Annotated in this window: 22 protein-coding genes and 1 other RNA gene; 17 read left to right on the top strand and 6 right to left on the bottom strand. The window is 72.2% G+C overall.

Annotation, left to right across the window (positions count from 1 at the left end; all coding sequences use genetic code 11):
* The first annotated feature begins 36 nt into the window (after window positions 1-36).
* The 3 genes from prfB to FHU40_RS04620 all read left to right on the top strand — a co-directional run bounded on the left by prfB (window position 37) and on the right by FHU40_RS04620 (window position 2,780).
* Entirely contained in the window at window positions 37-1,155 is a 1,119-nt protein-coding gene (gene prfB, locus FHU40_RS04630; RefSeq protein WP_183591069.1) for a peptide chain release factor 2, read from the top strand.
* Window positions 1,119-1,766 (top strand): DUF6518 family protein, encoded by a 648-nt coding sequence (locus tag FHU40_RS04625; RefSeq protein ID WP_183591068.1) that lies wholly within the window; start codon window positions 1,119-1,121, stop codon window positions 1,764-1,766. Before prfB ends, FHU40_RS04625 begins: the two co-directional genes overlap by 37 nt.
* A gap of 105 nt (window positions 1,767-1,871) precedes the next feature.
* Window positions 1,872-2,780, top strand: a complete 909-nt coding sequence (locus FHU40_RS04620; protein WP_183591067.1) for an oxygenase MpaB family protein — start codon at window positions 1,872-1,874, stop codon at window positions 2,778-2,780.
* Window positions 2,781-2,804: 24 nt separating this feature from the next.
* On the opposite strand, the gene FHU40_RS04615 is transcribed toward FHU40_RS04620, so the two are convergent.
* Window positions 2,805-3,431, bottom strand: coding sequence for a hypothetical protein (locus FHU40_RS04615; protein ID WP_183591066.1), 627 nt, complete (start codon window positions 3,429-3,431; stop codon window positions 2,805-2,807).
* A 10-nt stretch (window positions 3,432-3,441) separates the two neighbouring features.
* Window positions 3,442-4,047 (bottom strand): hypothetical protein, encoded by a 606-nt coding sequence (locus tag FHU40_RS04610; protein ID WP_183591065.1) that lies wholly within the window; start codon window positions 4,045-4,047, stop codon window positions 3,442-3,444.
* A gap of 85 nt (window positions 4,048-4,132) precedes the next feature.
* Here FHU40_RS04610 and ftsE point away from each other — a divergent pair, with 85 nt between their 5' ends.
* The 6 genes from ftsE (at window position 4,133) to FHU40_RS04580 (ending at window position 9,214) form a co-directional block, all read left to right on the top strand.
* Window positions 4,133-4,822, top strand: coding sequence for a cell division ATP-binding protein FtsE (gene ftsE / locus FHU40_RS04605; RefSeq protein ID WP_183591064.1), 690 nt, complete (start codon window positions 4,133-4,135; stop codon window positions 4,820-4,822).
* Window positions 4,823-4,880: 58 nt separating this feature from the next.
* Window positions 4,881-5,792, top strand: a complete 912-nt coding sequence (gene ftsX, locus FHU40_RS04600) for a permease-like cell division protein FtsX (protein ID WP_183591063.1) — start codon at window positions 4,881-4,883, stop codon at window positions 5,790-5,792.
* Window positions 5,793-5,847: 55 nt separating this feature from the next.
* On the top strand, window positions 5,848-7,110 hold the full coding sequence (locus FHU40_RS29325; protein WP_183591062.1) for a peptidoglycan DD-metalloendopeptidase family protein: 1,263 nt from the start codon (window positions 5,848-5,850) through the stop codon (window positions 7,108-7,110).
* Window positions 7,111-7,220: 110 nt separating this feature from the next.
* Window positions 7,221-7,700, top strand: coding sequence for an SsrA-binding protein SmpB (smpB, locus tag FHU40_RS04590; RefSeq protein ID WP_183591061.1), 480 nt, complete (start codon window positions 7,221-7,223; stop codon window positions 7,698-7,700).
* The gene (locus FHU40_RS04585; protein WP_343057722.1) at window positions 7,693-8,616 is read left to right on the top strand and encodes an amidohydrolase family protein; all 924 of its coding nucleotides are present in this window, start codon (window positions 7,693-7,695) and stop codon (window positions 8,614-8,616) included. The genes smpB and FHU40_RS04585 overlap by 8 nt, the downstream gene beginning before the upstream one ends.
* Window positions 8,617-8,638: 22 nt before the next feature.
* Window positions 8,639-9,214 (top strand): DNA polymerase ligase N-terminal domain-containing protein, encoded by a 576-nt coding sequence (locus FHU40_RS04580; RefSeq protein ID WP_183591060.1) that lies wholly within the window; start codon window positions 8,639-8,641, stop codon window positions 9,212-9,214.
* Between the two features lie 8 nt (window positions 9,215-9,222).
* Here the strand turns inward: FHU40_RS04580 and FHU40_RS04575 are convergent, their stop codons facing one another.
* Complete coding sequence (locus tag FHU40_RS04575; RefSeq protein WP_183591059.1) at window positions 9,223-9,606, bottom strand: type II toxin-antitoxin system PemK/MazF family toxin; 384 nt, start codon at window positions 9,604-9,606, stop codon at window positions 9,223-9,225.
* A 197-nt stretch (window positions 9,607-9,803) separates the two neighbouring features.
* Here FHU40_RS04575 and ssrA point away from each other — a divergent pair.
* The 6 genes from ssrA (at window position 9,804) to FHU40_RS04545 (ending at window position 15,169) form a co-directional block, all read left to right on the top strand.
* Window positions 9,804-10,174: a transfer-messenger RNA gene (ssrA, locus tag FHU40_RS04570) on the top strand.
* Between the two features lie 210 nt (window positions 10,175-10,384).
* Window positions 10,385-10,777 (top strand): YybH family protein, encoded by a 393-nt coding sequence (locus tag FHU40_RS04565; RefSeq protein WP_183591058.1) that lies wholly within the window; start codon window positions 10,385-10,387, stop codon window positions 10,775-10,777.
* 1 nt (window position 10,778) lies between these two features.
* Window positions 10,779-12,275, top strand: a complete 1,497-nt coding sequence (locus FHU40_RS04560; protein ID WP_183591057.1) for an aldehyde dehydrogenase family protein — start codon at window positions 10,779-10,781, stop codon at window positions 12,273-12,275.
* A gap of 48 nt (window positions 12,276-12,323) precedes the next feature.
* Window positions 12,324-13,532 (top strand): acyl-CoA dehydrogenase family protein, encoded by a 1,209-nt coding sequence (locus FHU40_RS04555; protein WP_183591056.1) that lies wholly within the window; start codon window positions 12,324-12,326, stop codon window positions 13,530-13,532.
* Window positions 13,529-14,068, top strand: a complete 540-nt coding sequence (locus tag FHU40_RS04550) for a flavin reductase family protein (RefSeq protein ID WP_183591055.1) — start codon at window positions 13,529-13,531, stop codon at window positions 14,066-14,068. Before FHU40_RS04555 ends, FHU40_RS04550 begins: the two co-directional genes overlap by 4 nt.
* 66 nt (window positions 14,069-14,134) lie before the next feature.
* A complete protein-coding gene (locus FHU40_RS04545) occupies window positions 14,135-15,169 on the top strand; it encodes a LuxR C-terminal-related transcriptional regulator (RefSeq protein WP_183591054.1) in 1,035 nt (344 codons plus the stop codon).
* Window positions 15,170-15,384: 215 nt separating this feature from the next.
* Here the strand turns inward: FHU40_RS04545 and FHU40_RS04540 are convergent, their stop codons facing one another.
* The 3 genes from FHU40_RS04540 to FHU40_RS04530 form a co-directional block, all read right to left on the bottom strand.
* Complete coding sequence (locus FHU40_RS04540) at window positions 15,385-16,941, bottom strand: MFS transporter (protein ID WP_343057721.1); 1,557 nt, start codon at window positions 16,939-16,941, stop codon at window positions 15,385-15,387.
* Window positions 16,938-17,507 carry a TetR/AcrR family transcriptional regulator gene (locus FHU40_RS27980; protein ID WP_183591053.1) on the bottom strand — a complete coding sequence of 190 codons (570 nt, stop codon included), beginning with the start codon at window positions 17,505-17,507 and terminating at the stop codon, window positions 16,938-16,940. The genes FHU40_RS04540 and FHU40_RS27980 overlap by 4 nt, the downstream gene beginning before the upstream one ends.
* A gap of 89 nt (window positions 17,508-17,596) precedes the next feature.
* Entirely contained in the window at window positions 17,597-19,324 is a 1,728-nt protein-coding gene (locus tag FHU40_RS04530) for a cation:proton antiporter (protein ID WP_183591052.1), read from the bottom strand.
* Window positions 19,325-19,378: 54 nt separating this feature from the next.
* Between FHU40_RS04530 and FHU40_RS04525 the strand changes: the two genes are divergently transcribed.
* On the top strand, window positions 19,379-19,798 hold the full coding sequence (locus FHU40_RS04525) for an HIT family protein (protein ID WP_183591051.1): 420 nt from the start codon (window positions 19,379-19,381) through the stop codon (window positions 19,796-19,798).
* 94 nt (window positions 19,799-19,892) lie between these two features.
* The gene (locus tag FHU40_RS04520; RefSeq protein WP_183591050.1) at window positions 19,893-22,091 is read left to right on the top strand and encodes a hypothetical protein; all 2,199 of its coding nucleotides are present in this window, start codon (window positions 19,893-19,895) and stop codon (window positions 22,089-22,091) included.
* Window positions 22,092-22,178 lie beyond the last annotated feature (87 nt).

The following is a 22,178-nucleotide window of genomic DNA, read 5'->3' as shown; positions in this document are numbered from 1 at the left end:
GGCCCGGAGGCCGCGCGCCACGTAACCTTGCTGCTTGTGGCAGGACCGGACTTCGACGCAGAGATCAAGCAGCTCCAGGCGACCCTGAGCTCCATCGAGAAGGTGCTCGACCTCGACGCCATGCGCGAGGAGATCGCCGCCCTCGGCGAGCAGGTCGCCGCGCCGGACCTGTGGGACGACCAGGCCAACGCCACCCGGGTCACCGGACGCCTCTCCGCGCTCCAGGGCGAGCTCGAGCGGTTCACCGGACTCCACAGCCGCGTCGAGGACCTCGGCGTACTCGTCGAGCTGGCCGAGGAGGAGGGCGACGCCGACTCGCTGGCCGAGGCCGAGACCGAGCTGGGCCGGCTGACGAAGTCGGTCGAGGCGCTCGAGGTCCGCACCCTGCTCTCGGGCGAGTACGACGAGCGCGAGGCGCTGATCACGATCCGCTCCGGCGCCGGCGGCGTCGACGCCGCGGACTTCGCCGAGATGCTGCTGCGGATGTACACGCGCTGGGCGGAGCAGCACAAGTACCCGGTCGAGGTCTTCGACACGTCGTACGCCGAGGAGGCCGGCCTGAAGTCGGCGACCTTCGCCGTGCACGCGCCGTACGCCTACGGCACCCTGTCGGTCGAGGGCGGCACCCACCGGCTGGTGCGGATCAGCCCCTTCGACAACCAGGGCCGCCGGCAGACGTCGTTCGCGGCCGTCGAGGTGGTGCCGGTGCTCGAGCAGACCGACGACATCGACATCCCCGACGAGGAGGTCCGCGTCGACGTGTACCGGTCCTCCGGCCCGGGCGGCCAGTCGGTCAACACCACCGACTCCGCGGTCCGGCTGACGCACATCCCGACCGGCACCGTGGTCAGCTGCCAGAACGAGAAGTCGCAGCTGCAGAACAAGGCCTCGGCGATGGTCATCCTCAAGGCCAAGCTGCTCGCGCTGAAGAAGGCCGAGGAGCGGGCCCAGCTCGACGCGCTGCGCGGCGACGCCACCAGCTCGTGGGGCGACCAGATGCGCAACTACGTGCTGAACCCCTACCAGATGGTCAAGGACCTGCGCACCGGCTACGAGGTCGGCAACCCGCAGTCGGTCTTCGACGGCGACATCGACGGCTTCATCGAGGCCGGCATCCGGTGGCGCCGCGAGGCCGAGAAGGCCGACGCCAACTGACCGCCCCGGCTGCCCGGGCGCGGCTGCGCCTCCCGCTCCTGCTCGGCTGCGGGGTCGCGCTCGGCGTCCTCTCCGCGCAGGGCGCGGACCTGCCGGGAGCGCTGCGGGCGCTGCCCGACCTCGGCACACCGTGGCTGGTGCTGGCCTTCGTGGCCGGTCGCGGCGCCCGCGACGTACGCCGTGCGGGCCTGACCGCGATCGCCGCCGTCGAGGCCGGCCTGGTCACCTACTACGTCTGGCAGGCGACGCTCGGCGCCGGCGGCTCGATGCTGAGCGACTACGGCGCGCCCGTGTGGCTCGTCGGCGGGGCGCTGCTCGGCGGGATCCTCGGCGGCGCGGGCTGGCTGGGGGAGCACAGCGAGTCCTCGACGACGCGGGTGCTGGCCTGGGGCCTGCTCGCCGGCGTGCCGATCGCGGAGATCCCGCACGCCCGCGCGAGCGGCGTCGACTACCGCGACCTCGTCGTCGCCGGCCTGGTCGCGACCTCGCTGGTGCTCGTCGCCTGGGCCACGGCGCGCGGGCGGGTCTCGCCGAGCGTGCTGGTGCCGGTGGCGACCGGTCTCGGCCTGCTCGGGTACGGCGTCCACGAGGCGCTGCTCGCCTTCCGCTGACGGGTGGTTTCGAGGGTCAGGCCTGGCGGCCTTCGCACCTCAACCACCCGAGGCGCGCCAGCGCCGAGCCTCGAAACCTCCGAGCGTCTGTCCTAGTTTGGCGGCATGAGGCGCGACCACTGGAAGCGGCGCAACGACCGGCTGGACCCGAAGACCGACTTCGTCGAGATCTACCGGAACGTCGTCAGCCACGAGTTCCCCTGGGACATGAACCAGGCGCTCAGCTTCGCGCTGTTCCGCACCTACGCCGTGCCGGGCATCGGCCGCCTCCTCGACGAGACCGGAGAGTTCACCGGCCGCGTGCAGAAGCGGTACGACGACACCGCGCTGCTGCTCGAACCGCCCACCCGCCTCGGGTTCGAGCACCCCGAGGCCCGGGCCGCGATCCGCCGGATCAACGCGATGCACCGCGCCTACGACATCCCCGACCACGAGTTCCGCTACGTGTTGAGCGCGTTCGTGGTGGTCCCGAAGCGCTGGATGGACGACTACGGCAAGCGCCGGTTCACCGTCCACGAGGTCGAGGCGAGCGTCCGCTACTACCAGACGCTCGGCCGGCACATGGGCATCAAGGACCTCCCTGCGACCTACGCCGGCTTCGAGGAGCTCATGGACGCCTACGAGGCGGAGCACTTCGCCTACGACGAGGGGGGCCGCCGGGTCGCCGACGCGACGCTCGACCTGATGCGGACCTTCTACGCCCGGCCGCTGCGGCGCCCCGCCGGGCTCTTCGCGCGGGCGCTGATGGACCAGCCGCTGCGCGAGGCGTTCCGGTACGCCGCGCCGCCGGCGGTCGTCCAGCGGCTCAGCCGGGCCGCGCTCCGGGGGCGGGGGCTGCTGCTGCGGGCCTATCCCGCCCGCCGTGAGCCGAAGCGGATCGAGGACGTCGCGTGGATCCGCAGCTACCCGGACGGCTACGAGATCGACCGGCTCGGGACCTTCCCGGTGCCGGGTCGCAACGGCTGCCCGGTGCACCACGCCGCACCCGAACCGGCCGCCGGCGAGGCCGGCTGAGCGAGGCCGAGCCAGGGCCGGGGGTCAGACCAGCGCGGCCTCGCGCACCGCGTCGCACCAGTCGGCCGCGCGGTCGAGCCGGGTCAGGATGCCCGGCGTCTGGAGCGAGCACGACAGCCACGCGTCGCCGTACAGCGCCTGGGTGCGGGTGACGGTGTCGTCGTCGCTGATGCACTGCACGGTGACGGCGGCGTCGGCGCCCGGCGCCCGCATCTTCTTGTGCTCGCAGCCGGCGCCGGCCTTCTTCACCAGGGTCGCGCCCTCGTCGGCCGAGACGGGTGCCGCGAACAGCCAGGCCGTCACCGTGGTGCCGTCCTTCGCGGTCCAGGCGCAGCCGAACTCGGCGCCCTCTGCGTGCACCCCGCCCCGCACGTCGGCGTCCTTGCCGGGCGCCCAGGCCTCGTCGTAGATGGCCGCGCCGTACAGCGCGGTCCGGATCGCCGGCTTCGGGATCTGCGCGCAGAAGTCGGTGCGGGCACTGCTCGGGGCGGCGGTCTCGGACGGGCTGGTCGACGCCGTCGGCGAGTCGGTGGCCCCGGCCGAGTCGGAGGCGGTGGTCGTGGGCTCGTCGGTGTCGTCCCCGCAGCCGGACAGGCCGAGCAGCGCCGCCATCAGCACGGCTGCGGGAAGAGCACGGGAACGGGAGAGCATGCGGACCAACCTACGCTGCCCGTCCAGCCTGGAGGACGGCCGCACACCAGCGGTCGGTGCGCGCCAGGTCGGCGCCCGTCAGCGAGCACGACAGCCAGGCGTCGCCGAAGAGCCCGTGGTAGGTCGTGGTCGCCTCGCCAGCCGCGCGGCAGACGACGGCGAGGGAGTGGGCGCCGAAGCGCTCCGCGTCGGGCACCCGCTCGCAGCCGTCGCCCCGCACCGCGGCCCGGCCCAGCCGGTGCGCCTGCCGGCCGGTCACCGGCGGCGCGAACACCCAGGCCCGGGCGGTGTTCACGTCGGTGGTCCAGGCACAGCCGAACTCGTGCACGACGTCGCGGACGCCGTCGGCCACCCGGGCCCGGTCGCCGTTGCTCCACGTCGTCGCGTCGGTCGTGTCCGTCGCGGCGCCGCCCAGCGCCTCCTCGACCTCCTGCGGGCTGACCCGGGCGCAGAAGTCGCCTCGGACCACCGCGACGTCGTCGGTCGCCAGGTCGGCCAGGGCGGTGACGGTCGCGCTGGGCTCGGCCGTCGGCTCGTCGCCGGCCGACGTGCAGCCGGCGAGCACGACCAACGGGATCAGCGCGGCGGCCACGACCCCACGGCGTACGACGGACACGTCCGACAACCTAGCCGGCGGCCCGACGCGCCCGTCCGGGCGTCGCGGCGGCCGCTCTCAGGTGCAGCGTCTACGCTCGATTCCCGTGATCCGCTTCGAGAAGGTCGTCAAGGCCTACCCAGGTCAGACCCACTCGGCGCTCGACAACGTCACGGTCGACGTCGAGAAGGGGGAGTTCGTCTTCCTGGTGGGCACGTCGGGCTCCGGCAAGTCGACCTTTCTCCGGCTGGTGCTGCGCGAGGTGCGCCCGACCTCCGGGCGCGTGTACGTCGCCGGCAAGGAGATCAACCGGCTCGCGAGCTGGAAGGTCCCGCGGATGCGCCGGCAGATCGGCACCGTCTTCCAGGACTTCCGGCTGCTCAACAACAAGACCGTCTCCGAGAACGTCGCGTTCGCGCTCCAGGTGATCGGCCGGTCGCGGTCGGAGATCAACCGGGTGGTGCCCGAGACGCTCGAGCTGGTCGGCCTCGAGGGCAAGGGCGACCGGATGCCCGACGAGCTCTCGGGCGGCGAGCAGCAGCGGGTGGCGATCGCGCGCGCGTTCGTCAACCGGCCGATGATCCTGATCGCCGACGAGCCGACCGGCAACCTCGACCCCACCACGTCGGTCGGCATCATGAAGCTGCTCGACCGGATCAACCGCACCGGCACCACCGTGCTGATGGCGACGCACGACGCCGGGATCGTCGACCAGATGCGCAAGCGGGTCATCGAGCTCGACAGCGGCCGCCTGGTCCGCGACCAGGCGCAGGGCGTCTACGGATTCCAGCACTGAACGGGCCGCCGGCCCACCCCTCGACTGCCTGACGACCCGAAGGAAAGCCCTCCACCCCATGCAGCTTCGTTACGTCTTCTCCGAGCTCGGCCAGGGCCTGCGCCGGAACCTGTCGATGCACATCGCGGTCATCCTGACCCTCTTCGTGTCCCTGACCCTGGTGGGCCTCGGGGTGCTGCTCAACCAGCAGGCCGACAAGGCCGCCCAGCACTGGGGGAGCCAGCTCCAGATCACCGTCTGGCTGTGCAAGGACAAGGACGACAACCCCGCCTGCACCGGCGAGGTCACCGACGCGCAGAAGGACGCGATCGCCGCCGAGGTCGAGAAGAACCCCGAGGTCGCCGACTACCGCTTCGAGTCCAAGGAGGAGGCCTTCGAGAAGGTCAAGGAGCTCCTCGGGCCGGAGAAGTTCGACGGTCCCAACCCGGCCGCGACCGCCGACGACATGCCGCAGTCGGTGTGGATCACGCTCAAGGACCCCGAGCAGTACCAAGGCATCACCAGCGCGGTCGTGGGGCTCGACGGGGTCTCCGGCATCCGTGACATGCGCGACGTGCTCAAGCCGATCTACGGCTCGATCAACGCGCTGCAGTGGGCCGCGCTGGCGACCGCGGCGTTCCTGGTCTTCGCGGCCCTGCTGCTGGTGGGGAACACCATCCGCCTCGCGGCGTTCGCCCGCCGCAAGGAGATCGGCATCATGCGCCTGGTCGGGGCCTCGACGCTCTACATCGCGCTGCCGTTCCTGCTCGAGGCGCTGGTGACCGCGATCATCGGCGTCGCGCTCGCCGGCGGGGCGCTCGCGGCGTTTATGTACTTCGGCATCGACCAGCGCGCGGCGACCGGCCTCGCGTTCATGCCGTGGATCGGGATGCCGGAGTACGTCGTGGCGCTGATGTCGATCGCGATCCTCGGTCCGGTGCTCACCCTGCTCCCGACACTCGTGCTGACACGCAAATACCTCAAAGTGTGATTCCGGCGGGTTACCGTCATCGCGTTCACTTCCCCGAACACGTGAAGGCAGCCCGGTGCGTCTCTTCCCCCGTACCGCCAGCCGACGCCTGGCCGCGGCGACCGCCGTCGCCAGCCTGGCGATCGGCGCCCTCGTCGTCCCCCTCGCGACCGCCGACGACGGCAAGGGCCTCAAGCAGCAGCAGAAGCACGCGCAGTCCCGGGTCAAGGACGCCCAGCACGACCTGAACGAGTCGAGCGGCCGGCTGCGCAAGGCCCAGGCGGCACTGACCAAGGCGCGGACCGAGCTGGCCGGCGCCCGCAGCGAGCTGAAGACCGCGAACGCCAAGCTCGCCACGGCCCAGGTGCGCGACGACGAGATGCAGCAGCGCCTCGACGCCGCCGAGACCCGCCTGGCCACGGCCCAGCAGAACCTCGCCGACGGCCGGGCGGCCCTCGAGGTCCAGCACCAGGCCGTGACCTCGACCATCACCGACATCTACGAGCAGGGCGACCCGCAGCTGCTGGCCTTCTCGGCGCTGCTCGACGCCAAGACGCCCGCGGACCTGACCCGCCAGATGGAGGCGCGCAACGTCATCGTCGGCCGCGAGACCCGGGCGTACGACGACCTCCACGCCGCCGAGGTGCTCCTGGAGGTCCGTGAGCGCCAGGTCGCGGAGGCCCGCGACGACGTCGAGGTCGAGCGCAAGGCCGCCGCCGAGCACCTGGTGCTGATGGAGGGCCTGCGCACCGAGAAGCGCTCGGCGCGGGACAAGGTGCACTCCCTGGTGGTCACCCGGGCCGAGAGTCGCCAGGCCGCGAAGAAGGCGCGCATCCACGACCTGCGCGCCCTGCGTGCCGCGAAGCAGCGGGAGGCGAAGATCCGGCAGCGGATCCTCGCCGCCGCGCGCCGGTCGCGCACCGGCTACCAGGGGCCCACGAACGGGCTGTTCATCCGGCCGGTGCCGGGATCGGTGACCTCGCCGTACGGCTATCGCTCGCACCCCATCTACCACTACTGGGGCCTGCACGACGGCACCGACTTCGGCGTCTCCTGCGGCGAGGGCATGCGTGCCATCGCCGGCGGCACCGTGATCGCCAAGTACTGGTCCGACGTCTACGGCAACCGGCTCTACCTCTCGCTCGGCAACATCAACGGCGCCAACGTCACCGCCGTCTACAACCACGCCACCGGCTACCGGGTCAACCTCGGCGACCGGGTCGAGCAGGGCGACGTCGTCGGCTACGTCGGCTCCACGGGCTGGTCCACCGGCTGCCACCTGCACTTCACGCTGCTGGTGAACGGCAACGCGGTAAACCCGATGAACTGGCTGCCCTGACGCCGAGTTGGCGCCAGATTGCGCGAGCTGGTGCAATCTAGCGCCGTCTCGGGGGCAATCTGGCGCCAACTCGGCGTATCTCGGTTGCCCGCTCCTGAGAGAATGGGCGGATGGCCAGAGAGCAGGGGCGCAAGCTGATCGCGCAGAACAAGAAGGCGCGACACGACTACCACATCGAGGACACCTACGAGGCCGGCCTGGTCCTCCAGGGCACCGAGGTGAAGTCGCTGCGGATGGGGCGTGCCTCGCTGGTCGACGGGTTCGTGGACATCGACGGCCACGAGGCCTGGCTGCACGGCGTCCACATCCCGGAGTACTCCCAGGGCACCTGGACCAACCACGCCGCGCGGCGCAAGCGCAAGCTGCTGCTCAACCGGGTCGAGATCGACAAGATCGAGCGCCGGGTCAACGAGAAGGGCCTGACCGTCGTCCCGCTGTCCCTCTACTTCAAGGACGGCCGGGCCAAGGTCGAGATCGCGCTCGCGAAGGGCAAGAAGTCGTGGGACAAGCGCGCCGCGCTCGCCGAGCGGCAGGCCAACCGGGAGACCGAGCAGGCCGTCGGGCGCCGGCTCAAGGGCATGCGTGACTGACGAGTCGGTGGTTGAGGAGGTTGCGCAGCAACCGTCTCGACACCCCGACGTCGAGCAGGTACGCCGCTTCTGGCAGGCCCTCGACCTGCCGGGACTCTTCGACGTGCACGTCCACTTCCTGCCGCCGAACATCCAGCGGGCCGTGTACGCCGTGTTCGACTCCGCCGGGCCGAAGATCGGCCGGGACTGGCCGATCCGTTACCGGCAGGACCATGCCGAGCGGGTCGAGATCCTGCGCGCGATGGGCGTGCGGCACTTCCCGACGCTGCCCTACGCGCACAAGCCGGGCGTCGCGGAGTACCTCAACGACTGGGCGGCCGGCTTCGCGGGCGAGGTGCCGGAGTTGCTGTGCTCGGCGACGTTCTTCCCGGAGGAGTCCGCGGCCGCGTACGTCGGCAAGCGGATCGCCGCCGGCGTCGAGATCTTCAAGGTGCACCTCCAGGTGGGGGAGTTCCACCTCGACGACCCGCTGCTCGACGAGGTCTGGGGGCAGATCGAGGACGCCGGCACGCCGGTCGTCGTGCACGCGGGCTCCGGGCCGGTCGGCAACGAGTTCACCGGGCCGGGCTCGACCGAGCGGCTGCTGCGCCGGTTCCCCCGGTTGCGGCTGCTGATCGCCCACATGGGTGCGCCGGAGTGTGCGGAGTTCCTCGCGCTCGCCGAGAGGTACGACGGCGTGCGTCTCGACACGACGATGGTGTTCACCGACTTCTTCCCGCCGTACCCGACCGAGCTGGTGCCGCGGCTGCGCGAGCTGGGCCACCGCGATGCCGGCAAGGTGGTGCTCGGCAGCGACTTCCCGACGATCCCCTACCCCTACGCCCACCAGCTCGAGGGGCTGGCCCGCCTCGACCTCGGCGACGACTGGCTGCGTGCGGTGTGCTGGCACAACGGGTCCGCGCTGTTCGACCGCTAACCCTCGTGGGTACCCGATAGGCATGAGCGAGGACCGCCTGTCGACGTACCGAGGCAAGCGGGAGACCGCGGCCTCCGGGGAGCCCACCGGCCGCCGCCGGCGGGGCCATCCCAACCCGATCTTCGTGGTGCAGCGACACGACGCGTCCAGCCTGCACTTCGACGTCCGGCTCGAGGTCGACGGCGTGCTGGCCTCCTGGGCGGTGCCGAAGGGCCCGTCGCTCGACCCGCGCGACAAGCGGCTCGCCGTCCAGGTCGAGGACCACCCGCTCGACTACGCCGACTTCGAGGGCCGGATCGGCGCGGGGTACGGCGAGGGCACGGTGATCGTCTGGGACACGGGCACCTTCGACAACGTGACCGAGCGCCAGGGCGAGCCGATCGCGCTGCCGGACGCCATCGAGGCCGGGCACCTCAAGGTCGTGCTGCACGGCGAGAAGCTCACCGGTGCCTTCGCGCTCACCCATATCAAGATGGGTGGCGACCCGAAGAACTGGATCCTGGTCAAGGTCGACGACGACGGCGCGGACCGGCGGGGCAGGCCGACCTCGACGCAGAACGAGTCCGTGCTCACCGGCAGGACCAACGAGGACCTCTGACCATGGGGTCAATCCAGGTCGAGGTGGAGCCGCAGCGCGTCGTCCACGGCATGGGTCAGTGGCACCGGAAGGCGGCCGACGCGCTGGATCAAGCGACGCACGTCGACCGAGCGCACCTGCTCGGCCTGTGCCTTGGAGTCCTGCCGGAGGCCGGTGTCCTCGGCGGGGAGCACGACGTGGAACGCGAGAACCGGGTCCAGCGTGGTCGTCGCCGGAACGACGGTGACCGTGCCCCGGGTCAGGGCGGCGGCACGCGAGTTGGCGTGATCGTTGCTGACCAGGACGCAGGGGCGGGACTTGCTGGCCTCGCTGCCGACGACCGGCTCGAGATCGACCAGCCACACCTGCTTCGGCGACTCGGGGGGACCGCTCTTCCACAACGGTGAGGTCATCGGCGTGACGTCGTACGGCTACACGGAGAACTGCCGCTACCTCGACGGCTACCAGCGGGTCGACATCGCCGGGGTCCAGAGCTGGCTGGCGGGGTTCCTCGGTTGAGGAGGCTTCCGGGCGGGCACGCCGGAACGGGGGGAATACCGGCGTGCTCGCCCGGAGTTGAGCCACTAGACTGTGGTTGTACAACTCAAGAGGGGCTGATCGGTTTCGACTTGGGACGTTAGTTCCAGGGGAAGCGGGTCGAGGAGCCAGCGTCATCTCGTAAACGATCGCTGGAAACCAATAACTGCCAACGCTAAGCGCAGTTCCTTCGCTCTCGCCGCCTGAGCGGTGATCGAAGCGTCCACCCGGGTATCCGTCTCCGGCCCGGACGTGGGCGTCATCTAGGAGACTTGCCGGTTAACTGCTGTCGGGGTGGTTGATCGGGACTCAATCCCGACTGAGCCTGTCGGGGACGTGTCCGTGCGAGCCCCGGGGCTGAGAAATGCGATAGCACGGACTGCACCCGGAGAAGACCTGGTTCGACGCTCGAGGACCGGGGTTCGATTCCCCGCAGCTCCACCGCAGGCGTGCCCGCGTTCGCGGGCACCCACGTCGCGAAGAACGGCCCCACCCGCGCCCGCGGGTGGGGCCGTTCTTGCGTGCGCGAGATCCCCCAACCAGGGGGTTCGCCGGGATGACGCCGGCGCGGGATGTGACCCAGGTCATGGCGGACCTAACTTGAGGCACCGCCATGCGGAGGGCCGATCCTCCGCACCGACACGAGGAGTCCACGTGGGTTCGCGAAACAGCGTCACCGAGATCAACGAGTTGTTCGTCGAGGCGATGAACGCCGGCGACCTGGAGCTGGCACTGTCCTGCTGGGACGACGACACGGTGTTCCAGACCGGCCCGGGCGACGCACCCGTCAGCGGGCGACCGGCCCTGCGGGAGGCGCTGCAGGCGTTCATCGACACCAAGCCGCACCTGACCGTCGAGGAGGTGCACCGGGTCGAGGCGGGGGACGTCGTGCTGGTCGCCCTGAAGTGGCAGCTGACCGGCACCGGGCCCGACGGTCAGCCCGTCGAGATGGGCGCGACCGACAGCAACGTCTTCTGCCGTCAGCCCGATGGGACCTGGCGCATCCGGATCGACAACCCCTTCCACTCGGCCCACATCGGCGGGTGAGATGACCCTCTCCGTAGCGCCCGAGAGGGCAGCCCTCGAGACGCCGGTGCCGCAGATCATCGGCGGCGAGGAAGCCATCGGCGCCGCGACCTTCCCCGCGATCGACCCGAGCACCGGGCGGGTCTGGGCCGAGGTCACCGCGGGTACGCCGGCCGACGTCGAACGAGCCGTCAGCGCGGCGGCGAAGGCGTTCCCGGCATGGCGCGCGACCTCGCTCGACGAGCGTCAGCGGCTGCTGTGGGCCGTCGCCGAGCGGCTGGGTTCGGGGGCCGAGGAGTGGCCGGTGCTGCTGGCCACCGAGAACGGGCGCCCGATCCGCGAGGCCGGACTGATCGACGTGCCGACGGCGGCGGAGATCTTCCGCTTCTTCTCGGGCGTCGTCCGGGACCTGCACGGGCAGACCGTGCCCTGCGGGCCCGGTGCCCACGTCGTCACGTCGCCACAACCGCTCGGCGTCGTCGCGGCGCTGGTGCCCTGGAACTCGCCGCTGATCTCGGTCGCGCACAAGCTCGCTCCCGCCCTCGCCGCCGGCAACACCGTCGTGGTCAAGCCGAGTGAGCTGGCATCGGTGAGCACCGTCGAGTTCGTCCGGATCCTCCAGGACGTGTTCCCGCCCGGCGTCGTCAACGTCGTGACCGGCGACGGCCCCGACGTGGGCCGCGCGCTCGTGTCGCACCCCGGCGTGGCGAAAGTGAGCTTCACCGGCGGCACCGAGACCGGTCGCAGCATCCTGCGCGACGTCGCCGGCCGACTCGCGCCCACGCTGATGGAGCTGGGTGGCAAGGGCTCGATGATCGTGTGCGCCGACGCCGACCTGGACACGGTGACCGAGGACGTGCTGACCGGCATCTTCGCGGCGAACGGCGAGGTCTGCTTCGCCTCGTCGCGACTCCTGGTGCACGAGTCGAGGTACGAGTCGCTGCTGGAGCGCGTGTGCGAGCGTGCGGACCGGATCACGGTCGGCGACGCCCTCGACCCGAGCACCCAGGTGGGCCCTCTCGTCAGCCGCGCCCACCGCGACCGCGTCGCGGCCCGGGTCGCCGCCGCCGTCGAGGCGGGCGCGACGCTGCGGGCCGGCGGCGTGGAGCCGGACCTCCCCGAGCACCTGCGCGAGGGCTCCTACCTGCGCCCCACGGTGCTGGCCTCGCCGGGCGGCACGACCAGCGCGTCGTGCGAGGAGTTCTTCGGGCCGGTGCTCACGGTCGAGAGCTGGGCGGACGAGGACGAGGTGGTCGACCGGGTCAACGGCGTCGCCTACGGCCTGGCCAACGGGGTCTGCTCCGCCGACCTGGCCCGGGCCTTCCAGATCGCCGATCGCCTGGAGTCAGGGATGGTCTGGATCAACACCTGGTTCGCCACCCCGCTGGGACAGCCCCAGGGCGGCGTCAAGGCGAGCGGTTTCGGCCGCGAGGGCGCTGCCGCGACCGTGCTCGAGTACACGACCACCAAGGTCGTGCACACGAGCCTCGATCCCACCCGACCGCCGATGTGGACCTGACCCCACCGTTCCGGCCCCGCCCGTACGACTACAACCTAGGAGTGAATCGTGGACTTCCAGCTGGATCACCAGAGCCAGGAGCTCGCCGACCTCGGCGCCGCCCTGGCCGCCGACTTCGCGGCCAACGCCGCCACGCACGACCTCGAGGCGACGACCGCCGTCGAGCACCTCGACCGGCTCCGGGACGCCGATCTCTTCGGCGTGGCCCTCCCGCGGCACCTGGGCGGCCGCGGGGCGCGCACCACCCAGTGGCTGGCGTTCGTCGAGGCGCTCGCCCAGGGCGACGCGGCGACGGCCCTCGGCTTCAACATGCACTACGTCGCGACGCGCATCATCTCCACGCTCGACGCGGTCCCGGAGGAGACCAAGGAGCGGGTCGCGAAGCTCGTGCTCGGAGGCGCGCTGATCTGCGCGCCGCTCTCGGAGCCGGCGGCCTCGAGCCTGCTGCCCGCGACGTACCTGCCCTCGCTGTCGGCCCGCCGGGTCGACGGTGGCCTCGAGGTGACGGGGACCAAGATGTTCGCGTCGTACTGGGAGGCCAGCGAGTACGCCTTCATGTTCGCCCACCCCGAGGGCGACCCGGACCCGACGCGGGTGGTCGGCTTCCTGATGCCGACCGACCAGCCGGACGCGGTCACGGTGATCGACGACTGGGACACGCTCGGCATGCGCTCGACGCGGAGCAACCAGGTCAGGATCGACCGGGCGTTCGTGCCCGACGAGCTGGTGCTCTGCGAGTTCGACGACTTCCTCGGCAACTGGATCGTCGCGCAGGCGCACATTGCCTGGGGCGGCTACACCGGTTGCTACCTCGGCCTCGCCGAGGGCATGGTGAAGTGGCTGCAGACCTCGCTCAGCGGCCGGGCCGCGAAGGGCTTCGCCCAGCCGACCGGTTACCACCCGACCATCAGCAGCGCGATCGGGCACGCCTCGGCGCAGACCGAGGCGGCCCGGCTGCTGATGTATCAGGCGGCCTGGGAGGCCGACGAGCGCAGCGGCCCGAGCATCGCGACCTGCTACGCGTTCCTGCGCGCCAAGCTGATGGTCGGCACGGCGATCCACACCATCTCCACCCTGGGTACGACGGCCGGCGGGCTCAACTCGCTGATGCGCTCGCGCGGCTACGAGCGGATGCTGCGCGATGCCACGACCGGAGCGATCATGCCGCCCAACATGTTCGCGTGCGCCGAGATGTCCGGGCTGATCTCGATGGGGCTCGACCCGAGCCAGGCGCCGTCGCTGCAGGTCGCTCCATGATGGGCCTCGCGGAGCGGCGTACGTCGTACCGCGATCCGACCCGCGTCGAGCGCGACTTCCGGCGAGCCTGCGCGGAGTTCCCCACCGGCGTGACCGTGCTGACCACCACGGTGGACGGCGAGGACCACGGCAGCACCGTCAACGCGTTCTCCTCTCTCACCGTCGACCCGCCGCAGGTGCTCGCGTGCCTGTCGAACACGTCGCGGACGCGGACGGCGATCGAGCAGGCCAACGTCTTCGCGGTGAATCTCCTGGCGGGCGGGCAGGCCGACATCGCGAAGCTGTTCGCCTCCAAGGAGGACGACAAGTTCGCCCGCATCCGGTACCGGCGCGCCGGGCTCGACGTACCGCTGATCGAGGGGGCCGTCGCGACGTTCGAGTGCCGGCTGGTCGAGAGCGTCGAGAGCTATTCGCACGCGATCCTGATCGGGGAGGTGCTGGACTTCTCGATCCGATCCGGCCGCGAGCCGCTGACGTTCTTCCGGGGCCGGATCGGTCGGGGCATCGCCGGCCCCGACGACTCCCGCGAGAACTGACTCGACCGCGGCCATGACGGGCTACGATCCTGGTCCAGACGCCGGCGGACCCGACGAGGAGCGGCGATGAGCGACTCTGGGTGGACGCCCGCGCGTGCCATGTCCCCGCTCCTCGCGGCGCAGCTGGCCTGCTTCTCGTCGCTCGAGGGAATGCTCCAGCACTTCCTCGACGGCGCGGACCGGTGGCTCGGCGCGTTCGCGGTCGGGATCTACGTCCACGACAGCGTCACCGGGCGTCCGGCGATCGCGCAGGTGCGGGGGCTCGGGAGCTACTACGCCCAGAGCTACGAGCTGTACGGGCGCGACCACGATCCGGTCGTCCAGACCGCGGTCGAGCGGCTGCAGGTCTGCGACAGCGACTCCCTGATGCCGCAGGCCGAGTGGCAGCGTCTCCCCATCGTGCGCGACGTTTTCGGCCCGCACGACATGGCACGGGTGCTGTGCGCACCGTTCGTCCACGACGGCGCGGTCGTCGGCACGCTGAACCTGGCGCGGCACGAGGACCAGCCTCCGTTCGAGGAGGCGGACCGTGAGCTCGCGAAGACCGCCGCCGCCGTCCTGGGCGTCTCGGTCTCGGCCATCAACGGACGGGTCTCGCTCGAACGCGAGCGCAGCCAGCTGCGGGCGGCCTTCGACCGGTCCCGCACCGCCGTGGTGCTGACCGACATGACGGCGGCGCGACGCCACTTCAACGCACCCGCCGCCGAGCTGATGGCCAAGCACCGGGTCGGCGCTCGCGAGCTGGAGGGCATGCTGCAGTGCGAGGGCCCGTCGTCCGCGCGCTCCTGGGACGTCGTGGACGACGAGGGCCGGGACACGACCATCACGGTCACGTCGCAACGGGTTCCCGAGAGTCCGGACGTGGTGATCTCGGTGCTGCGCACCGACGACCCGGCCCGGCGCGCCCTGGACCCGGCCGTCCGGGCGGCCCTGACCCAGCGCGAGGCCGAGATCGCGATGAACGCGCTCCGGGGGAAGTCCGACGCCGAGATCGCGGAGCTGCTCTGCCTGAGCCCCCACACGGTCAAGCACCACGTCAAGTCGATCCACGCCAAGCTCGGCGTGCACAACCGCGCCCAACTGCTCGCGCGCCTGATGTAGCAGGTCGGGCCGGACCGTCGTCCCTCCTGACGCGTGTGGGCCCGGGTCTGGGGTGGGCCGGTCCGAGCGAGGGCCGCCCATCGGTCTCGGCGGGTCGCGCCGGATCGGATCAGGGTCCGGATCAGGCGTCACACCGGTACGGCTGCTCCCACCTGCCGATCGCCGAAACCCGCGACGGCCGGGCGCCACGGCCCCGCGGATCCAGCAGGAGACCGTCAGTCGTGCTGCTCGGTGACGTCCAGGTCGCGCGGGGTCAGCCAGAAGACGACGCCGGCGATGGCCACCAGGAACACCCCGCCGACCAGGCCGGTCACCTCGAGGGCATGGGTGAACTCGACGGAGGCCGCCGTCGCCAGGTCGGGGAGGCCGGCCCGGTCGGCGATGCCGACGGCGTTGCCGATGGAGTCTCCGGCGGTCTCGGCGAGCTCGGCCGGGAGCCGGCCGAGGACCGGATGGCCGTCGAGGCCGGTGCGGTAGACGATGGCGGCGAGGCTGCCGAGGAGGGCGACGCCGAGCACGTTGCCGAAGTCGTAGGAGACCTCCTCGATCGCGGCCGCGTTGCCGGCCCGGTCCTCGGGCGTGCTCGACATGATCATCGCCGAGCCGAGGGCCAGCGCGCCGGTCCCGGCGCCGACCAGCACCAGCGCGACGTACACGGCCGTGTGGGAGAGCTCGCCCGGGGTGAGCTGCAGCCAGGCCATGCCGACGCCGGTCATGGCGAGCGAGCCGGCGAGGACCGCGCGGACGCCGAGGCGCCGGGCCAGCCACGGCGCGAGCAGCGAGGCGACGGCGCCGGCGAGTGCGGACGGGACGAGCCGGAGCCCGGCCTGGATCGGGCTGAGCCCGTCGACCAGCTGCAGCCACTGCGCGATCAGCAGCATCGCGGCCGCGAGCGCCAGCGTGGACCCGAGGGCGGCGACGACGCCGGCGGTGAACGGCCGCCGGAGGAACAGGCGCAGGTCGAGGAACGGCTCGGGGGAGCGCAGGCAGCGGCGCACGAACGCCGCGAGCAGGGCGACGCCGACGGCCAGCGCCAGCCAGCCCGGCGGTGCGGCCAGGCTCTGCTCCTTCGCGAAGTGCTTGAGCGCCCAGACGAGCGCGACCATGCCGACGAGCGACTGGCCGGCCGCGGCGAGGTCCCAGGTCCCGGGCCTCGGGCTGCGGGACTCCGGCAGGATGAGGAGACCCGCCACCAGGGCGATCGCCATCAGGGGGACGTTGACCAGGAAGGCCGAGCGCCACGAGAAGTGCTCGAGCAGCGCGCCGCCGACGAGCGGTCCGATGGCGGCGCCGATGCCGGCCACCGAGGCCCAGATCGCGAGGGCGGTCGCGCGCTCCCGGGGGTCGCGGAAGACCGAGCGCAGCAGCGACAGCGTGGTCGGCATGATCATCGCGCCGCCGAGGCCGAGCAGCGCCCGGATCGCGATCACGTGGGCGGCGGTGTCGGCGACGAGGACCAGCGCGGAGGCGATGCCGAAGAGCAGGTACCCCGCGAGCAGCATCCGCTTGCGGCCCCATCGGTCGCCGATGGCGCTCACCGAGACCAGCATGCCGGCGAGGACGAGGGAGTAACTGTCGACGATCCACAGCAGCTGGGTGGCCGACGGCTGCAGGTCCTCGGCCATGTCGGGGATGGCGATGTTGAGGATCGTCAGGTCCATCACGATGACCAGGAGGCTCGCCGACAGCACGGCCGCGGCCGACCAGCGGTGCCGCTTCGAGAGCTCCGGCGGCGGGCTCGCCTCGGTCCGGTACGACGTGGACCCGGTCACGACGGCTCCCCTCCGCTCAGGGTGAGCAGCGCCCGGATCGCGTCCGTCAGCTCGTCGACGCCGAGCGGGGTGTCGTGCAGGGCGGCGTGCCAGGTCGCGCCGTCGGCGTACATCGAGACGGCGAGGGCGGCCGCGGCGCCGATGTGGGGCGACAGCATGGCGGTCACGTCGGCGGTCCACTGCCGGGCGAGGTGCCGCAGCGTCGGGTCGAGGACCACCGCGGAACTGAGGACGACGTCGGAGCGCAGGGCGGCCTCGTCGGTCAGGTAGGCGTGCAGCCAGGTCGCGATGGCGGCGGCGATGTCGCCGGTGTCGGCGATCGCCACGGCGAGCGAGGCCAGGTCGGCCTCGAGATCCTGCGCCATCCGCTCGAGCGCGGCTGCGCGCATGTCCTGGAGCGAGTCGAAGTACTGCGTCGTCGACCCCAGGGGCACCTGCGCGCGCGTGGCCACGCTGCGGTGGGAGAGCCCGGCCGGACCCTGCTCGGCGACGATCTCGGCCGCCGCGTCGACGATCGCCTGCTTGCGCGCGACGGGGTCCCGCCGGCGCCGGGTCGGCTCGGTCATGAGGTGCTCCACTCGTTTCTGTACGTCTGTACATGTACAAACGTACAGGAATCCGGGGAGGGGCTCCTCATCGTCGCCGGGCCGGCCGCTCAGGGCGTGATCGGCCCGCCGCGCACCTCGGTGCTGATCTGGTCGGCGTCGAGGACGGCGAGCGCACCCTCGAGCACGTCGGAGTCGTAGACGCCGTCGCTGCGGGCGTCGAGCAGGGTCTCGCGCATCTGCTCGATGACCAGCAGTCGCAGCGTCCGGTACTCCTGGTCGTGATCGCGCGCGGCCAGCCAGCCCTCGGCGTCCTCCGGAACCGCGACCTGGGCGCGCACCCGCGCCACCACGGCCGGGTCGTACGGCGCGCCGTCCGGGCGCGCGAGCCCGGGATCGTCGAGGGTGGCGAGACCCGCGTCGGCGAGCTCGGTCAGCAGCCGCACCCGCTCGTGGGCGTGCGAGCTCTCGAGCCCGGCGAGGCCGAGCCGGCGCACCAGCCAGGGCAGGGTGCCGCCCTGCACCACGAGCGTGCCGGCCGCGACGACGAAGGCGATCATCACCAGCAGCGAGCGGTGCGGCGTGTCGTGCGGCAGGGTCTGCGCCGCGGCCAGCGTCACGACGCCGCGCATGCCCGCCCAGACCAGCACCGTGCCCTCGCGCCAGCCCATCGGCGCGCCGGTGAGGTAGTCGATGTCGGCCATCGACCGGCGCACCCGGGTCCGGACCCGCTCGCTGCGTCGGGCGACGTGCGCGGCGCGCCCCTGCTGCGACCGGGCCGGCAGGTCGCCCTCGTCGAGCCGCACCTGCCAGTCCTCGAGATGGCCGCGGAACGCGGCGTACCGCCCGGCCCTGCGGTGCAGCGCCCACAGCAGGGGTACGACGTACACGGCGCGCACCGCGATCACGATGGCCGCGGCAGCGGCGCCGACCCAGATCGCGTGGCCGGTGATGCCGTGCTCCTCGCGGACGTCCTGGACGAGCCCGTCGATCTCCAGGCCCATGAGCAGGAAGACCCCGCCCTCGAGCAGCAGCTCGATCGTGCGCCAGTTCTGCTCCTCGGCGAGCCGGTGCTGCGGCGTGAGATAGCGGGGCGCGGCCTGGCCGGTGTAGAGCCCGGCCGCGACCGCGGCGACCAGGCCGGAGGCGCCCAGGTGCTCCACCGGCAGGTAGGCGACGAAGGGCACCGCGAACGAGATCGCCGTGTTCACCGCCGAGTCGGTCACATTGCGGCGCACGACGAGGTTGAGGCGCCCGACCGCCAGCCCGACGGCGATCGCGATCGCGACCGCGACCACGAACTCGGCGGCGACGCCGAGCAGCGAGACGCTCGCGCCGGTGGCGGCGATCGCCGAGCGCAGCAGCACGAGCGCGGTGGCGTCGTTGAGCAGGCTCTCGCCCTGGAGCACGGTGACCACCCGCGACGACACCCCGAGCCGGCTGACGATCGTGGTCGCCACCGCGTCGGTCGGGCTGATGATCGCGCCGACCGCGATCCCGGTGGCCAGGTCGATGTCCGGCACGGCGTGGTCGAGGAAGAACCCGATCGCCACGGCGCTGACCACGACGAGCACCACCGAGAGGCCGCTGATGGCGCGCAGGTCGCGGCGGAAGTCCATCGCCGGCATCGAGACCGCGGCCGAGTACAGCAGCGGCGGCAGCACGCCCATCAGGATCCACTCGGGCTCGATCTCGATCTCCGGCACGAACGGCAGCAGGCTGATCGCGACGCCGACGAGCACGAGCACCAGCGGTGCGGCCACGCCGAGCCGCGGCGCGAAGGCCGTGACCGCGGCGATGCACAGCACCGCTCCCACGCCGAGAAGTGCGACGTCCATGGGGTTCCTCCGATCGCTGGGCCGGCGGCGGGTCGACCGTTAGCCTTGCCTGCCATGGTGGCCGGGGTCGAGTGCGTGTTCTGCGCGATCGTGGCGGGAGACGTGCCCGCCGACGTCGTGCTCGACGAGCCCGACCTGGTCGCGTTCCTCGATCGCCGGCCGGTCTTCAAGGGGCACGTGCTGCTGGTGCCGCGGGTCCACGTGGTGACGCTGCCCGACCTGCCCGCCGAGCTCCGCGACCCGTTCCTGGGTGCGGCCCAGCGGCTCGCCACGGCGGTGACCGACGGCCTCGGCGCCCAGGGCAGCTTCGTCGCGATGAACAACGTCGTGAGCCAGTCGGTGGCCCACCTGCATCTGCACGTCGTGCCCCGCACCAAGGGCGACGGGCTGCGTGGGTTCTTCTGGCCGCGCACGACGTACGCCGACGGCGAGGCCACCGACTACGCCGCGCGGCTGCGCGCCGTGCTCGGGTGACCCGGCTCGACGGATCGCAGGTTTAGGGACGCCCGGCGACGGATAAGACGGCCCTGGGGGACGGGCGCCGTTTCCCGTGCCGAAAGGGAAAACCGTGCTCGTCTCCGTCCGTCGCGTCGCTCCGGCGACGCTCCTCGCCGTCCTCGGCTCGCTGCTCCTGGCCGCGCCGTCCCATGCCGCCGACACCGGCGCGATCTCCGGGACGGTGACCGCGCGACCCGCCGGTGGCGCCGCCGCGCCGTACGCCGACGCGCACGTCGTGCTGGACCGGCTCCAGGCCAACGGCGACTTCTTCGACTACGACGTCGCCGGGGTCCGGCCCGAGGCCGACGGCACCTTCTCCGTCGCCGGTCTCGCCGACGGGCGGTACCAGATCCGCACCTACCCCGACGAGTACGGCGAGCTCGGTCAGTACGGCTACGAGTACTACGACGACCGGCCCGGTCCCTCCGACGTCACCCTGGTCACCGTCAGCAACGGCGCCGTGACCGCGCTGCCGAAGACGATCGAGCTGCAGCCGATCGGCCAGGTGACCGGCCGGGTCCTCGACGAGCACGGCGAGCCGGTGGCGGGGGAGGTCTACTTCCAGCGCGGACAGGGTGGCAGCGGCGTGACCGTCGACGCCGCAGGGAGGTACGACACCGCTGGCCCCTCCGACGAGCCGGTCCTCAACCTGCTCCCCGGCACCTACACCGCGTCGTTCTACCCCGCCGACACCAGCAACGACGCGCCCGTCTACTACTGGAGGGAGCGCACGGTCACGGTCACCGCCGGCGGCACCGCCACCCTGGACTTCACGCTGGAGGAGCGCCCGACGGCGACGTTCACCGTCCGCGGCAGCGATGGGCAGCCGGCGGCCTGCGCCCCGGTGATGTTCTGGATGCGCGACGGCGACGGGCCGTGGCGCTCGCCGCAGTACGGCCCGATCACGACCGACCAGCAGGGCCGCTTCCGCGTCACCGACCAGGCGGAGCAGTTCCGGCTCCGCTTCTCGCCGGCCGACCGCGACTGCGAGATGTCGCCGATCCCCGGCAGCGGCGACGCTGTCGAGTACTGGGACGGCGCCTACGCCTTCCGCGACGCGACCGTGGTCTCCTTCGCGGGTGACGTGCCGATGTCGCGCTCGTACGACGTGCAGCTCGGCGCCCCGACCGCGATCCGGCCGGGCACGCCGACGATCACCGGGACGGCGCGGGTTGGCCAGACGCTCACCCTCTCGCCGGGCGCCTGGACCCCCGGCGACGCCGACCTGGACGTCGAGTGGTTCGCGGGGGACGACCCGGTCGGCACCGGACCGGAGCTGACGATCGGCACCGCCCTCGAGGGCCAGTGGATCTGGGCCCGCGTCACCGGCTCGGCGCCCGGCCAGGCGTCGGTGGACGTCACCGCCGACTTCGTGGGTCCGGTGACCGCCGGTGACCCGCCCGTCGAGTTCTCGGTCCCGACGATCTCGGGCACCGCACGGATCGGCAACACGCTGACGGCGCAGCCGGGGGCGTGGGGTCCGGCCGGGGTGACGCTGACCTACCAGTGGCTCGCCGACGGCGCGCCGATCGACCGGGCGACCGATCCGACGCTGGAGCTGACGCCGGCAACGGCGCCGGCCGGTGCCCGGGTCAGCGTGCGGGTGACCGGCTCCCTCCCGGGCCGTACGTCGGTGTCGCGCACCTCGACGGCGGTGGCGGTGGAGGCACCCGAGGAGCCGACGCCTGAGGAGCCGGGTCCCGTCGGCCCGGGCCCGGTGGACCCGGCGCCCGCGGTCACGCCCGGCGCGCCGGCGATCAGCGGCGCCGCCCGGGTCGGCACGACGATGACGGCGCAGCCCGGCGCCTGGGGCCCCGGCGGCGTGCAGCTGTCCTACCAGTGGTTCGCCGCCGACGCTCCGATCGCCGGCGCCACCGACACCGCGTACTCGCCGACCAACGCGGTCGCCGGCAAGGCGCTGAGCGTGCGCGTCACCGGCACGCTGGCCGGCGCCCCGCCCGTGACCCGGCAGTCGGCCCCGACCGCACCGGTCGTCGGCAAGCTGTCGACGACCCGGCCGAAGGTGACCGGCAAGGCGCGGCAGGGCCGCAAGCTGGTCGCCCGCGCGGGTGCCTGGCGCCCGGCGCCGGTGCAGCTGCGCTACCAGTGGCTGCGCGACGGCAAGCCGATCAAGGGGAGCACGGCGCGGACCTACGGGCTCGGCAAGGCGGACGTCGGTCACCGGGTCAGCGTGCGCGTGACCGGACGGCGGACGTCGTACGCGAAGGTGGCGATGACGAGCCCGGCCACGAAGAAGGTCCGCCGGTAGGCGGACCGGCGGGGTCTTCGCGGGCTCCGAGGCAACCGAACGGCTCCACCGCGCGTCTCCCCGACGACACCGTCCGCGACGTACCTC

It is taken from the genome of Nocardioides soli, from assembly GCF_014191495.1.
Lineage (GTDB): Bacteria > Actinomycetota > Actinomycetes > Propionibacteriales > Nocardioidaceae > Nocardioides > Nocardioides soli.
The sequence above is the reverse complement of the archived record's forward strand: the minus strand, read 5'-3'. Positions and strand labels throughout refer to the sequence as shown.

Excerpts from the sequence above, each read along its gene's own strand:
- FHU40_RS04580 (WP_183591060.1), top strand. The coding sequence starts at position 8,639 with ATGAGCGAGGACCGCCTGTCGACGTACCGAGGCAAGCGGGAGACCGCG.
- FHU40_RS04615 (WP_183591066.1), bottom strand. The coding sequence starts at position 3,431 with ATGCTCTCCCGTTCCCGTGCTCTTCCCGCAGCCGTGCTGATGGCGGCG.
- FHU40_RS04530 (WP_183591052.1), bottom strand. The coding sequence starts at position 19,324 with ATGGACGTCGCACTTCTCGGCGTGGGAGCGGTGCTGTGCATCGCCGCG.
- FHU40_RS04550 (WP_183591055.1), top strand. The coding sequence starts at position 13,529 with ATGATGGGCCTCGCGGAGCGGCGTACGTCGTACCGCGATCCGACCCGC.
- FHU40_RS04545 (WP_183591054.1), top strand. The coding sequence starts at position 14,135 with ATGAGCGACTCTGGGTGGACGCCCGCGCGTGCCATGTCCCCGCTCCTC.
- smpB (WP_183591061.1), top strand. The coding sequence starts at position 7,221 with ATGGCCAGAGAGCAGGGGCGCAAGCTGATCGCGCAGAACAAGAAGGCG.
- FHU40_RS04620 (WP_183591067.1), top strand. The coding sequence starts at position 1,872 with ATGAGGCGCGACCACTGGAAGCGGCGCAACGACCGGCTGGACCCGAAG.
- FHU40_RS04560 (WP_183591057.1), top strand. The coding sequence starts at position 10,779 with ATGACCCTCTCCGTAGCGCCCGAGAGGGCAGCCCTCGAGACGCCGGTG.
- FHU40_RS04575 (WP_183591059.1), bottom strand. The coding sequence starts at position 9,606 with ATGACCTCACCGTTGTGGAAGAGCGGTCCCCCCGAGTCGCCGAAGCAG.
- FHU40_RS04525 (WP_183591051.1), top strand. The coding sequence starts at position 19,379 with ATGGTGGCCGGGGTCGAGTGCGTGTTCTGCGCGATCGTGGCGGGAGAC.
- FHU40_RS27980 (WP_183591053.1), bottom strand. The coding sequence starts at position 17,507 with ATGACCGAGCCGACCCGGCGCCGGCGGGACCCCGTCGCGCGCAAGCAG.
- ftsX (WP_183591063.1), top strand. The coding sequence starts at position 4,881 with ATGCAGCTTCGTTACGTCTTCTCCGAGCTCGGCCAGGGCCTGCGCCGG.